General features: G+C 53.5%; 10 protein-coding genes. 7 read left to right on the top strand and 3 right to left on the bottom strand.

From position 1 onward, the window contains the following. Nucleotides 1–12: 12 nt before the first annotated feature. The gene (locus tag ELY38_RS07185; protein ID WP_127060913.1) at nucleotides 13–780 is read left to right on the top strand and encodes a YciK family oxidoreductase; all 768 of its coding nucleotides are present in this window, start codon (nucleotides 13–15) and stop codon (nucleotides 778–780) included. Nucleotides 781–824: 44 nt separating this feature from the next. On the opposite strand, the gene ELY38_RS07180 is transcribed toward ELY38_RS07185, so the two are convergent. Together ELY38_RS07180 and ubiG are read right to left on the bottom strand one after the other, a co-directional pair. Then, a complete protein-coding gene (locus ELY38_RS07180; RefSeq protein ID WP_127060911.1) occupies nucleotides 825–1499 on the bottom strand; it encodes an HAD-IA family hydrolase in 675 nt (224 codons plus the stop codon). After that, nucleotides 1499–2242, bottom strand: a complete 744-nt coding sequence (gene ubiG, locus ELY38_RS07175; protein WP_127060909.1) for a bifunctional 2-polyprenyl-6-hydroxyphenol methylase/3-demethylubiquinol 3-O-methyltransferase UbiG — start codon at nucleotides 2240–2242, stop codon at nucleotides 1499–1501. The genes ELY38_RS07180 and ubiG overlap by 1 nt, the downstream gene beginning before the upstream one ends. A 205-nt stretch (nucleotides 2243–2447) precedes the next feature. Between ubiG and ELY38_RS07170 the strand changes: the two genes are divergently transcribed. The 5 genes from ELY38_RS07170 to msrA are packed head-to-tail and all read left to right on the top strand — an operon-like array spanning nucleotide 2448 to nucleotide 11135. Further along, a complete protein-coding gene (locus ELY38_RS07170) occupies nucleotides 2448–3740 on the top strand; it encodes a nucleotide sugar dehydrogenase (protein ID WP_127060906.1) in 1293 nt (430 codons plus the stop codon). A gap of 9 nt (nucleotides 3741–3749) precedes the next feature. Further along, a complete protein-coding gene (locus tag ELY38_RS07165; protein ID WP_127060904.1) occupies nucleotides 3750–4583 on the top strand; it encodes a hypothetical protein in 834 nt (277 codons plus the stop codon). Nucleotides 4584–4637: 54 nt separating this feature from the next. Next, nucleotides 4638–6488, top strand: coding sequence for an autotransporter assembly complex protein TamA (gene tamA / locus ELY38_RS07160; protein WP_127060902.1), 1851 nt, complete (start codon nucleotides 4638–4640; stop codon nucleotides 6486–6488). A gap of 9 nt (nucleotides 6489–6497) precedes the next feature. Further along, nucleotides 6498–10511 (top strand): autotransporter assembly complex protein TamB, encoded by a 4014-nt coding sequence (gene tamB, locus ELY38_RS07155; RefSeq protein ID WP_127060900.1) that lies wholly within the window; start codon nucleotides 6498–6500, stop codon nucleotides 10509–10511. 12 nt (nucleotides 10512–10523) lie between these two features. Further along, the gene (gene msrA, locus ELY38_RS07150; RefSeq protein WP_127060898.1) at nucleotides 10524–11135 is read left to right on the top strand and encodes a peptide-methionine (S)-S-oxide reductase MsrA; all 612 of its coding nucleotides are present in this window, start codon (nucleotides 10524–10526) and stop codon (nucleotides 11133–11135) included. Nucleotides 11136–11214: 79 nt separating this feature from the next. Here msrA and can read toward each other — a convergent pair whose 3' ends face one another. After that, nucleotides 11215–11862: a carbonate dehydratase gene (gene can, locus ELY38_RS07145; protein WP_127060896.1), complete on the bottom strand. Its 648-nt coding sequence runs from the start codon at nucleotides 11860–11862 to the stop codon at nucleotides 11215–11217. Nucleotides 11863–12000: 138 nt separating this feature from the next. Between can and gorA the strand changes: the two genes are divergently transcribed. Continuing rightward, on the top strand, nucleotides 12001–13383 hold the full coding sequence (gorA, locus tag ELY38_RS07140) for a glutathione-disulfide reductase (RefSeq protein WP_127060894.1): 1383 nt from the start codon (nucleotides 12001–12003) through the stop codon (nucleotides 13381–13383). The last annotated feature ends 91 nt before the right edge of the window (nucleotides 13384–13474 follow it).

Genomic DNA, 13474 nt, shown 5'->3' with positions numbered 1-13474 from the left:
TCAGGAAATTTCATGAGCTGTAAAATCGACTATCAAGCACCGCCTGATCTGCTTGAAAACCGAGTCATTCTGGTAACAGGGGCTGGCGATGGTATCGGCCGTGCGGCCGCTTTAAGTTACGCACGTCATGGTGCGACCGTTATTTTGCTGGGTCGTACCATTAAAAAGCTGGAGCGGGTCTACGACGAAATTGAAGCGGCGGGTGGGCCACAACCGGCCATTTTTCCGCTTAATTTTGAAGGTGCAACTCTGGCAGATTTTCATGACATGGCCCAAACGCTCGACAATGAGTTTGGCCGCCTGGATGGGCTCCTGCACAACGCCAGCTTGCTAGGCCGAATCACGCCGTTTTCGCAATATGATCCAGAGTTGTGGGAACAGGTAATGCAGGTAAACATCAACGGCCCGATTTGGATGACGCAGGCATTGCTGCCTTTGCTGGAAAAATCTGAAGACGCTTCGGTTATTTTCACCTCATCAAGCGTTGGCCGGAAAGGGCGGGCTTACTGGGGGGCCTACTCGGTTTCCAAGTTTGCCACAGAAGGGTTTATGGAAGTACTGGCTGACGAACTTGAAAGTCAGACCCATTTGCGCGTTAACACCTTAAACCCAGGCGCTACACGTACACAGATGCGGCGCAGTGCTTATCCAGGTGAAGATCCTGCCACGCTGCGTACCCCTGCAGACATCATGCCGACTTACTTATGGCTGATGGGGCCTGAAAGTGCAGGTGTCAGCGGGCAAAAGTTTGATGCTCAGCCACCGCGTGTCAGTGCATAGAGTAACCGTGCATACTCAGGCCATTAGACCTGAGTACTTAAGCCTTATTTCGCGAGGTTAAAGGCCCTAAGCGCTTCCACTAGCGTCGAGCATGTCTCAAACCATAGATCGGCTGGCCACTGCTGGTAATCATCCTCCTCACTGATATACCCATAGCCAACGGCTACGGCGGTCATCCCGGCCGCTTTGGCCGCCTGCATATCCCGCACGTGATCACCTACGTACCAGCACTCGCTAGGCGCTACGCCTAACCGGCGCGCGGCCTCCCATAAGGGTTCGGGATGGGGCTTCTTGACGCTCAGGTCGTCTGCACAGAGCAGCGCCCCAGGCGCCAGCGCCAGCGCTTCAAGTAACGGTTCTGTGTATATCCGAGGCTTGTTGGTCACAATTCCCCAGGGTCGTTGGCTTCCATGCCAATCCATCAGCCACTGATCCAGTGGATCAAATATCCGACTATCAACGGCCACGGCCTCTGCGTAGCTATTCAGCAAGAACTGCCGCGCAGTATCATGTTCAGGCGTGCCATGCTCAAGCGCCAGTGCCAGCGTTACCAGTGCACTGCCACCATTGGAAACCTGCCGACGGATCTGTTCGTAAGGCAGTGGCGCCAACCCATAGTGAGTACGCAAAGCATTGGTTGCTCGTGCAAGATCAGGGGCGGTATCCACCAAGGTGCCATCAAGGTCAAACAATACCGCAAGCGGTGCAGTCTTTGACATTATTGGCTCACTTTACGGCAATACATCATGTAGTTGACCGACACATCATTGGCTACCAGACGATAGCGGCGGGTGAGGGGGTTGTAAGTCAGGCCCGTTTGCTCGCGCACTTCCAGCCCAACGTCACGTGACCAAGCAGCCATTTCAGAAGGACGAATGAACTTGGCGTAGTCGTGGGTGCCACGTGGTAATAGCTTAAGCACATACTCAGCACCCAGGATCGCAAAGGCGTAGGATTTTGGGGTGCGGTTAAGTGTCGAGAAAAACACATATCCACCGGGCCTTACCAGCGCGCAGCAGGCACGAATAACCGAAGCTGGGTCGGGCACGTGTTCAAGCATTTCCATACAGGTCACTACATCAAAGTGACCTGGCTGCTTGGCCGCCAGTGCTTCAACGCTGATATGCTGATAATCAACGGATACGCCGCTCTCTTCAGCATGCAGTCGGGCAACGGCCAGTGGCGCCTCACCCAAGTCAACGCCAGTCACGTGCGCACCGCGATGCGCCATGGACTCACTTAATATGCCGCCACCACAGCCAACATCGAGTACCTTTTTGCCGGCCAGCCCCGCGCGGGCGTCAATAAAGTTAAGGCGTAGAGGATTGATCTCATGCAGCGGCTTGAATTCGCTTTTTGGATCCCACCAGCGGCTAGCAAGTGCTTCAAATTTAGCAACTTCTGCTACATCGACATTGTCTTGGTAGCGGCCAGCAGTGCTATCCTGAGGTGTCGCTTGCATGTGTTGACTCCCATGGTCAGTAAGCCGTAGATAGAAATTTTCCATCCAGTCTGGCTATTGGTGTCAAGTGACGAGTGGCATCCACTCAATCGTTCAGTATTATGGGCATTCTAACCACTCCTGGGTCAGAACGCATAAAAAGGACCATTGTATGAATTTTATAGCGATATCTTTTCGCATTTCCGCCGCACAAGGAGTTTGGTAGATGCGCGTATTACTCTATGGCAGCGAGCTAAGTGCCGTGACGGCCGCCGCCGCTCTGGCATGGGTAGGTCACCAGGTTGAATGGTTGCTTCATGAAAGCGCACCCTGGGCGACGCTTTCCCAGGCGGATTGGCTGCGCCGGGAGCCTGAATTGATGCCGCACATCCAGCAGGCGCTGACCGATGGAACGCTGCGTCTAATTGATCAGGTCAATGAGGCTTCAACAGCGGATATTATCTGGCTTGCTCTTTCTCCCAGCCAGCGCCAATCTGCCAGCGCGTTACTTCAAGCGCCTCAGCTGCCCATACAGCATGGCGTGGTATTAATTAACAACTCAACATTCCCAGTGGGTGAGACAGAGCGCCTGCACGACCTCATGAGAGAGCAGCACAGTAGCGTTGCCTTGCCCGATACCTTGGAAGAAGGCCGTGCCTGGGCGTCCTTCACTCGGCCCACACGTTGGCTGCTGGGTTGTGATGATGCTCATGGGGAGCAGGTTGTGCGCGAACTTCTACGCGCCTTCAATCGCCGTCAGGAAGTTTTTCAGCCCATGCCACGCCGAGCGGCCGAGCTGACCAAGCTGGCCATCAACGGCATGCTGGCCACACGCATCAGCTATATGAATGAAATCGCTGGTCTGGCCGATACGCTAGGAGTGGATGTCGAGCATGTCCGCCAGGGAATGGGCGCCGATACCCGTATTGGCTTTGAATACCTGTACCCAGGCTGTGGGTTTGGCGGCCCCAATTTTTCGCGCGACTTGATGCGCCTGGCCGATGTGCAATCCAAAAGCGGGCGCTACTCTGCACTGCTTGAGCAGGTGATGGATATTAACGAGCACAAAAAAGAGACCCTCTTTCGTAAGTTATGGGCTCATTTCGAGGGTGAGCTTGCCGGTAAGACAGTGGCTATCTGGGGGGCAGCCTTCAAGCCAGGAACAGCACGCATCGACCACGCTCCGGTACTAACGCTTTTGGAAGCCCTATGGGCACAGGGTGCCAAGGTTAGACTCCACGATCCAGCGGCTACCAGTGCGCTGCATCAGCTCGTGGGTCAGCGGGAAGACCTGCAAACCTTCGATCAGGATCCCTATCAAGCATGTGAAGGTGCCGATGCACTCATGCTGGTAACCGAATGGAAGTCATACTGGAACCCCGATTGGCATCGTCTGGCTTCAATGTTAAGCGCTAAACTCGTGCTAGATGGCAGAAATATCTACGATCCTACCTTTGTTGCCAGCTGCGGGTTAAAGTACCGCGGTATTGGTCGTCGCGCCGATCCCACGTCTTTTTGAGGAAACGTCATGCCCAATTCGACGCCATCTCAACGCATTGTTCCGGATGTGGACCAAAGCTTAGCGGCCCAGCATTTACGCCATCGAAAGGGGCCGCGTGTGTGGCCGCTATGGCTCGCGGTGTTCATCCTTTTTGTATTACTAGTAGCCGTCTCTGCGGCGGCATGGTTGGAGCGTGAGGAGCTACTCTCTGAAATTCATCGGATTAGCGGCGAAACCTCCAATGTTCATGCCCGGCTCGATTCAGGCGATCTGGATGTACAGGATACAATAGCGTTTATGCAAGCGCAGATGACGACGCTGTTTCAAGAGCAAGAGCAGCTATCCATCGCGTTAACCAATACACGTGAAGAAATATACGGCGTGCTTACCGATAATAACGAAGAGCAGGTATCAAGCGACGCACTCGCGTCGTTCACTGAGCGCCTTGGCACCTTTGAGGAGCACGCCGAGCTGCGTGATCGCCAGCTGGCTGCACTGCGTACTTCGCTTGATGCCTTGGAGCAGACAGGCGTTTCAGCTAGGCAGGGGCTGGTTGAAGAGGTCGACTATTTAAAACAGAACACTACCCAGCAGCTAACGTCACTAGAAGAGCAGTCGGCCGAATTGCGCCGTACGCTTGAAGAGCAGTTGACTGCCCAAAATGATGCGGTTGTCGAGCGCTTTAATATGCTGGAAACCGAGTTAAATACGCTACAGTTAGAGTCAGTATCCTCTTATGAAGAACAAGTGGCGAACTTTGAGCAGCAGTGGAACCAGCGCATAACGGCGCTTGAAAGTGATATACGCCAGCTGCGTCAGGCTCAATTAGCATTCAGCGCCCAAATCGAGATGCTTAGATAATTGGTTATGTTATAAGACGGCCATCTAGTCGCTGATTTAAAAGGGATTTTATGTATGGGAAGACAACAGCGATGGCGTTCAGCTGCTTACGCGGCTTGTTTTATGGCACTCCCCCTATACGTTGCCAGCGTGCCAGCTGCTTGCGCGCTAACCGCCGAAATTAACGGCGTAGAAGGGGATATTGAGGAGAATATCAGTGCTTACCTGGAAAGTATTGATGAAAAGCAGTACACCGACGTCCGGTTGGAGGGTGAGATCCGTAGCCGTACCCAGGAAGCCATGCGGGTGTATGGCTACTACGAACCGGATATCAAGATTGAGCTCAAGCCAGCCGTCAGGTTAGCCATCGAGCCTGGCCCGCGCATTGAGATAGAAGTACTTTCGATTAATGTCGAAGGCGATGCCAAAGACGATCCTCCGTTCAAGGATGCGCTGGACGACTTTCCTTTGCGTGAAGGCGAGCCATTGCGTCATGCTCCTTGGGATAGCCTACGATCACAGTTTTCCGGGTTAGCGATAGAGCGCGGCTACTTTGATTGGAGCTTTACTGACCGACGCATGGAGGTCCGCCCATACCTGCAAAGCGCCAGGCTTTATATGGACTTCGATAGCGGCCCCCGCTACCGGTTTGGCAATACCTATATTACAGGTAGCCATATCGATCCTGAGCGTTTGCAGAATTTACAAACCTACGAAGATGACGAGCCGTATCTTGCCGAATCGCTGGCCACTTACAATCAGCGTTTGGCTGAGACAGGCTGGTTCAGATCCGTTACCGTTCGCCCCCGATTGGAAACCGCTCAAGAACTTACCATCACGCCCCAGGGCGGCGGCGACCCATGGTTTAGTGAAGCTACTGCGACCCAGCCAACGAGGCCATTAATCAGCAGTGCAGCCCTTGCCAGCGTGCTCATGCTCAACAAGCGTGATAATACTCGTCTGCCTATTGATGTAAACGTTGAGCCTGCCGACCGCCATCAGTTCGAAGTCGGTATTGGTTATGCTACCGATGTGGGCCCGCGGTTACGGTTTAGCTGGCATCAACCATGGATCAATAGTTATGGTCATAGTCTGGACCACGACCTATATCTTTCAGCGCCGGAGCAGCGCTTCACCGGCGTCTACAATATTCCCCTTGAAGATCCACTGCGCGACAGTTACCGGCTACAATACGGGATTCGTAATATTGATGACAGCGACACCCGGTCCCTGGAAGCTGGGGTTGAGCTTGGCCGTCGTTGGCTGTTTGACAATGATTGGGTGCAGACTATCTATTTTCGCACCACCTATGAAGACTTTACCCAGGGCGGCGAGGCGGACCAGGTATGGCTCTTTTACCCGGGAATACAGTGGTCAAGAGCGCGAACTCGTCCTCAGCGCTTTCCGCTCTGGGGGGATCGCCAGCAGCTTTCGGTGGAGTACTCAGACAGAGTTTGGGGCTCAGACGCCAAGTTTACCCGCTTAACCGGGGATACCGAGTGGATACGTACTATTGGTAATGACAATCGTTTTTCGACGCGTTTGAGCGTTGGGGCCATTGAAACGGATGATTTTTCCAAACTGCCACCTTCACTGCGTTTCTTCGCGGGCGGTGATCGGAGCGTTCGTGGCTACTCATACGAAAGTCTTTCACCCCGCAATGCCGAAGGCCGCTTGCGAGGCGGCCAACAGATGCTTACCTCAAGCCTTGAGTATCAACGCCGTGTCAAAGATAACTGGTGGGGAGCCACGTTTATTGATGTCGGTGATGCCTTTGATAACTGGGGGCCTAATGATTTAAAAACCGGGGCAGGGGTTGGGGTCCGCTGGATATCTCCCGTGGGACCGATTCGCCTGGATGTAGCACATCCCTTCGATCACGAAGATGCTTTTCGCCTGCATTTCTCCATTGGCCCGGAATTCTAGGAGCACGCCTTGTCCCAGGTTAAGTCTTCCGCTACCACGACGCGTCAGCCATATTCATCGCGAAAACGCGCATGGCTGTTGGTGTGGAGCTTGGTACGTCTGATTATTGTATTGCCCTTATGGATATTGGGCTTAGTCGCGCTTCTGCTGGGGGTAGCGCTGTCACCTTGGGGTACGGGCTTTTTATTCTCTCAGGGTGAGCAGCGTGGCTATTTTACGTTCGAGCATCAAGAAGGTGCGCTACTCGATGAATTTACGCTTCAGGGCTTCCGCCTCGAGCTTGGCAATATCCGTGTCGCGATAGACGATCTGGAGTTAGCTTGGGCAGATAACTGCGTTCTTTCCAAACGGCTTTGCCTGGATACGTTGCACATTGATGGGGCAGATATTCGTCTGGGAGCCAGCAATGGTGAAGAAGAGCCGCCCAATAATGGCGATCCTTTCAGGCTGCATCTGCCGTTTCCCATTGAGCTTCGTTCTGTCCTCTTGAATAACGTAGTGGTTCAACTTGCCGATGGCACGCGTATCAATTGGACGGTCTTTGAAACGTCGGCAACGGCTGAGCAGAGCCGTGTAGCATTCGCCCCCAGTCGGCTTGAGCAGGTAACGGTTTATCTGCCGCCTTCGCCCGGCGTTCAACTTACCCAAGAAGTACGGACCCCGCTGATGGCGGAAGGGATCGATGGTGCCATTCTGCTAACGCAACCTCATGATGAAGCTCTCCAAGCTGTATCACCGGAGGAGCAGCTAGCGGCGCGCGAGCGTATCGAGTTACCTGAAATCGTGCTTCCGGTCGATCTTGCAGTGAGCGATCTGACCGCCACGGATATTAACCTGACCGGCGCTTTTGAATACGATGTTGAACGTCTGCAAGTAGGGCTACATACCCAGGAAAGTCAGGTAGAGATTACTTCGCTTGAGGTGACTACCGACGATGTACAGGCAAACCTTGTGGCAAATGTGGATATGGCCGGCAATTATCCCCTTGAAGCCCGCCTGGAAGCCGTGCTGTTTCTGCCTGAACTGTTCCCGGAGCTAAATGGCGAAGAGCTTGTTCTGGAGCTTTCCGGCTCGCTGGGTGATCTGCAGGTAGAGTTGACTACCTCAGGCATAGTGGCAGCATCCCTTAATGCTCAGGTAGATGCCTTGGCCCCCAATGTGCCTTTTCAGGCACGCTTGCAAAGCGAGCGTTTGCAGTGGCCGCTGGTGGAAGAGCCGCAGGTGGAGGAAGGGGATCAGACTCCGCCTTATGTGATAGAAGCAGTTGATGCTTCTGTCGCCGGCAGCCTGAAAGCTTATCAGGCTGACATACAGTTGATAGCCCAGGGGCCAGAGCTGCCGTCTACTCAGGTAGCGCTAAGTGGCGAAGGGGATTTTAGCCACTTCCGTTGGCAGCCTTTAACGCTGCAGGTAGAGGATAGCAGGCTACGTAGCGAAGGACGTATCGACTGGCTGGCACCGCTAACCATTGATACCCATATCCGATTAGACCAGTTTGATCCAGCGCACTTTATCGATCAAATGGATGGCCGCTTAACGGGGGATATTGAATTAAACGTACACCAGCTGGGCGATCTCTGGTCAGTAAGCATCGCCAATATCGATATCAATGGTCAGTTGCGTGATTACCCGCTAACGCTTCAGGCGGCTCTGGATGCCAACAGCAATCTTGAAGTGGATATTCATGAGCTGCTATTTACGCAGGGCAACAACCGGCTGCAGGCCTCAGGTCAGGTAAGCCAACAGGCCATGTCGTTAAATGCTGATATTGCTCTTCGTGAACTCCGTACACTTTCCCCTGAACTGGCAGGAACCCTGACAGGCAATATAAAAGCCACGGGTAGCTTTGAGCAGCCCGAGATTCTTGCCGACCTGGCAGGTCGCGATCTGCGTTTTGCGGATAACCGGGTAGAGCAATTAGAGTTAGATGCTACGGTGCAGGGGCTTGAAGACCCAAGACTTAACGTTCAGCTTGGCCTACAGCAAATTTTAGCGGGAGGCCAGCGGCTCTCAACGGCGAATGTAGGCATGACGGGGCGTCTTTCCCAGCACCGCCTAGAGCTACGTTTACAAGGCGATCCCAATAGTCCGTTACAGCGAGCGCTACTCTCTCTGGACGGTCGTTTCGATCAACAGCGCCAGCAGTACCAGGGCCGATTAATACCATTTGAAATTGATTCTGAGGCAGGCAATATTCGTTTGGAAGCGCCGCTTGAGCTCAGCTATAACCTGGCAAATAGTCAGGCGCGCCTCTCGCCGTTCTGCCTGCGCCGTGAAGAGGGCGGTCTGGTCTGCTCACAGGAGCCAATCAATGCTTCGGCCAACCAAGGGCGCGCCGTACTGACCGTGCGCGAAGTTCCCATGGAAATGCTTGAGCCGTTCCTGCCCGATGAGTGGTCATTAGAAGGGGCTACCACTGCGGATGCAACGGTCGCCTGGCGGCAAGGCGGGGCGAGATGGCAAGCTGATGTACAAGTGCTTAGCGAGCTTGCGATTACTGCCATCAACGACTACGGACAGCCGGTTCAATTGCCTGGGATTAATCTGGATGCCCAGATACAGGCCAGTCAATCGCAGGCAGATACCAACGTGGTGCTATCGTTTTCAGAAGCAGGCGATTTAACGCTTAACCTGTCTCTTAACGACCCGCTGGGCCAGGGCCAGCTGAATGGCGAGCTTTTAGCCAACAATCTGTCGCTGGAACCTTATCGTCCCATGGTTATAAATATGGACCGCCTGGAAGGCGCGATTGATGGGCGCGTGCAGATTGGTGGCACCACCCGCCAACCTGATTTGCAGGGGGGGCTGGCACTGCGCGGCTTACGCCTGCACGGGCCGGATATCCCACTGGACGTGCGCGATGGCGAGCTGACCATTTCGTTTGACGGTGAGCAGGGAGATATCAATGGCTTTTTAGCGGCAGAGCGTGGTCGTCTGAATATTACCGGGGACACCTACTGGCCCGGAGCCGACGACTGGCGTATCGGTGTAGACCTGAATGCTACCCAGGACCCGCTTCTGCTCGTACTGCCGCAGTTTGGGCGCCTGGAAGCCGCACCCGATATTCGCGTGCGTATTACCCCGGAGCGCCTGCAGGTACGCGGTAATGTGGATCTACCCTGGGCTCGGCTGGAAATCGGTTCCAGGTCTTCATCAGCCATCGAGCCAAGCTCTGATGAAATCATTATTACCGAACGCGATGATCGCGAGGCAGAAGAAGCGGCGCTTCGTGCAGCAGAACGCGGTGAGCCAAGTGCATCCGACGAGCTGGCCCAGACGGGTATGGAAATTGATGTATTGATTACCCTGACGCTTGGGCAAGATATGCTGATCTCCGCTTACGGGCTTGAGTCAGGGTTGGGCGGCACACTGGAAATTCGTCAAGATAGCGGCGGACTTCAGCTGTTTGGCGACGTGAACTTGGTCGATGGCCGTTTCCAGGCATTTGGGCAGGACCTACTTATTCGGCGTGGCCAACTCCTGTTTAGCGGCCCACCGTCACTGCCTACACTCGATTTCGAAGCCATACGCAATCCTGATGTGACAGAAGATGATGTCATCGCTGGCTTGCGCGTCACCGGTAATGCCGAGGAGCCTAACGTGATGATTTTCTCAGAACCGCCCATGGGTGAAACTCAGGCGCTATCCTATCTGCTTCGCGGCCGGGCGCCGGACTCAAGTGGCGGCATGGATAGTGCGCTTACGACGGCATTGATCGGCATGTCATTAGGGCGTACAGGTGGGGCGGTAGGCTCAATTGGTGAGGCCTTTGGTATTGATGACCTGGCACTGGATACCACAGGAGCAGGAGACGAGAGCCAGGTGGCCTTGAGCGGGCAGCTAACCGACGATATTAGGATCAGCTACGGCGTGGGAATTTTCTCTCCCATTGCAGAACTAACCTTACGTTACACGCTATGGCGTAACCTTTATGTTCAGGCGGTGTCAGGTGCTAACCAAGCGGTGGATTTAGTTTATACCTTCTCCCGCCGGGGTAACCCCGTAATTTATAAGCAGCAGTAGAATGAGGCTGATATGACACGTTTAAGTGATGACAACGCTGCGCGCACGCCTGTTGAAACATGTGAGCTGCATACCATTAGTGGCCACTCGCTACAGGGTCCTTACCCGGAAAACTTTGAAGAAATCGTATTAGGAATGGGGTGTTTTTGGGGCGTAGAGCGCCTGTTGTGGCAACAGCCCGGTGTCTACGTAACTGCTGCAGGCTACGCTGGCGGCCTGACCCAGCACCCAAGCTATAAAGAAGTCTGTTCCGGGAGTACGGGGCATGCTGAAGTTGTTCGGGTCATCTATGACCCGAGCAAAATCGACATTGAAACCTTGCTACAGATTTTCTGGGAACAGCATGATCCCACTCAAGGAAATCGTCAGGGCAATGATATTGGCTCGCAGTATCGCTCGGTCATTTATACCACAACCCAGGCACAGCAAAAGGCAGCTGAACAAAGTGCCAAGGTTTACCAGGAGGCGTTACGCGCTGCAGGGCGAGGTACCATCACAACCGAGATCAAGCCGTTGGAGCGCTTCTATTTCGCAGAGGCGTATCACCAGCAATACCTGGATAAGAATCCTAACGGCTACTGCGGCTTGAAAGGGACTGGCGTTACGTGCCCAATTGGTGAGTAAGCGGCAACGATTGTAGCGGGAAGTGCTTTAAAGACGACTACCGCATGGCGGTAGTCGTTGAAAGCTGCCGCTAGACGGTTTAATCGCTTGGCTGTATGCGATCAATGCGGTAGAGCGTTTCTACCTGATCAAGCCCAGTTACGGTGCATTTCAGGTCTTTAACACGGCCATCGCTCAGGCCATAGACCCAACCGTGTACTGAAATCGACTGTCCACGCTGCCAGGCACGCTGCAAAATTTTAGTACGGCATAAGCTGTTAACCTGTGCTTTAACATTAAGCTCACACATGCGATCAATCTGATCATCAAGAGGTAAGTGATCAAGCGAATGGCGATGATGGTTGTACTGTTCACGCACCGAGTGCAGCCAGTAGTCAACGACGCCGCATTCACCGCCGGTTACCGCAGCCCTGATGCCACCGCATCCATAATGGCCCACAATCATGATATGGCTGACTTTCAATACGTCCACGGCATACTGAACCACAGACAAGGCGTTCATATCAGTGTGATGCAGAAGGTTGGCAACGTTGCGGTGAACAAATACTTCACCTGGGGGCAGGGCAATAATCTGGTTGGCAGGAACCCGGCTATCCGAGCAGCCTATCCATAAATAGTCTGGATTTTGCTGATCAGAGAGGCGCTTGAAATACTCGGGATCCTCTTCGCACATGCGCTCAGCCCAGGCGCGATTGTTGTCAAGGAGCGTCGCAATAGGGTCAGACATTGAGTCTCCGTTTCGTTACATCGTCAAGTTAACGTGGAATGAAGTAAGCGGAGAAGGTTTTAACCTTCCCTGCGACTAAGGTCAATAAGCATGCGTGGCTTACACTATGCCGCGGATGAACACTGATAGGAGTAAATAATGGTAGCCGATTCTGACTATGAATATGATTTTTTAGTGATTGGCGCCGGTTCAGGCGGTGTCCGTGCCGCCCGCATGGCAGCAGCAGCCGGTGCCAAGGTGGCTATCGCCGAAGACCGCTATCTGGGCGGTACCTGTGTCAACGTGGGCTGCGTGCCTAAAAAGCTCTATGCCTATGCGGCACATTTTCATGACAGCTTCGATGATGCTGCTGGTTTTGGTTGGCAGCTTTCTGAACCCGCGACCTTTGACTGGGCCACATTAAGAGACAATAAGACCAGTGAAATTAAACGGTTGAATGGAATTTACCAGCGCATGCTGGAAAGCACAGGGGTTAAGTTGCTTAACGCTCGCGCAGAGCTTGTTGACAGCCATACGATAGCACTGAAGGACACCAATGGAGTTAGCTACGCTCGCGCCAGAAAAATCCTGGTGGCCACAGGTGGCTGGCCATGGGTTCCCGATTTTCCTGGCAAAGAGCATGCTCTGGATTCAAATCAGGTATTTGATCTAGATACCTTCCCTAAACGCTTTCTGGTGCTGGGAGGTGGCTATATAGCCGTTGAGTTTGCGAGCATTTTTAACGGCCTGGGGAGCGAAACACATCTGATTTACCGGGGCGATCTTTTCCTCAAACAGTTTGATCACGAAGTGCGTGAATTCACCCGTACTGAAATGGAAAAGAAGGGCGTTAACCTGCATTTCAATGCCAATATCGAACGTATAGAAACCGCCGGGACGAGCTATAACGTACACCTGACAACCGGTGAAGTGTTAGAGGTGGATGCTGTACTGGCGGCAACGGGGCGCAAAGCCAACATACAGGGCCTGGGTCTTGAAGCGCTTGGCATTCAACTAGATGGTGACGGCAAAATCCCCGTTAATGAACGCTATGAAACCTTGGTTCCCTCAGTGTTGGCATTAGGCGATTTAACGGCAGGGCCTGAGCTGACACCGGTGGCCATTGCCGAAGCCATGCAGCTGGTTGATTATCATTTCAAGGATGCAACACCCCCGCCCCTCGATTACACGACGGTACCTACCGCCGTCTTCTGCCAGCCCAACATTGGTACTGTCGGGCTTTCGGAAGAGGGCGCGCGTCAGAAGCTTGCCAAGATTCGTGTGTATTCAACTCAGTTTCGTGCAATGAAGCATACGCTGTCAGGAAGCCAGGAGCGCACGCTGATGAAGCTGGTCGTGGATGATGCAACCGATGTAGTGGTCGGTGCTCACATGGTGGGAGAAGATGCGGGCGAGATTATTCAAGGCATCGCGATTGCAGTAAGAGCAGGGCTTACCAAGCAGGATTTTGATTTGACGGTGGGCATCCACCCAACTGGTGCCGAAGAATTTGTCACGCTTAGAACGCTGACAAGACACTAATTTGCCCCTTAATTATATAGGCGAGCTTCGGCTCGCCTTTTTTATCACCGCTTTGGAATAGTTAGACTAAACTCATATCGTTCACTTCTGC

This window comes from Vreelandella nanhaiensis (genome assembly GCF_003990185.1).
In the GTDB taxonomy this organism is placed as follows: Bacteria; Pseudomonadota; Gammaproteobacteria; order Pseudomonadales; family Halomonadaceae; genus Vreelandella; species Vreelandella nanhaiensis.
This window is presented reverse-complemented; position numbering and strand designations above follow the sequence as displayed.

Coding starts and splice junctions, on each gene's coding strand:
- ELY38_RS07185 (WP_127060913.1), top strand. CDS start 13: ATGAGCTGTAAAATCGACTATCAAGCACCGCCTGATCTGCTTGAAAAC.
- ELY38_RS07180 (WP_127060911.1), bottom strand. CDS start 1,499: ATGTCAAAGACTGCACCGCTTGCGGTATTGTTTGACCTTGATGGCACC.
- ubiG (WP_127060909.1), bottom strand. CDS start 2,242: ATGCAAGCGACACCTCAGGATAGCACTGCTGGCCGCTACCAAGACAAT.
- ELY38_RS07170 (WP_127060906.1), top strand. CDS start 2,448: ATGCGCGTATTACTCTATGGCAGCGAGCTAAGTGCCGTGACGGCCGCC.
- ELY38_RS07165 (WP_127060904.1), top strand. CDS start 3,750: ATGCCCAATTCGACGCCATCTCAACGCATTGTTCCGGATGTGGACCAA.
- tamA (WP_127060902.1), top strand. CDS start 4,638: ATGGGAAGACAACAGCGATGGCGTTCAGCTGCTTACGCGGCTTGTTTT.
- msrA (WP_127060898.1), top strand. CDS start 10,524: ATGACACGTTTAAGTGATGACAACGCTGCGCGCACGCCTGTTGAAACA.
- can (WP_127060896.1), bottom strand. CDS start 11,862: ATGTCTGACCCTATTGCGACGCTCCTTGACAACAATCGCGCCTGGGCT.
- gorA (WP_127060894.1), top strand. CDS start 12,001: ATGGTAGCCGATTCTGACTATGAATATGATTTTTTAGTGATTGGCGCC.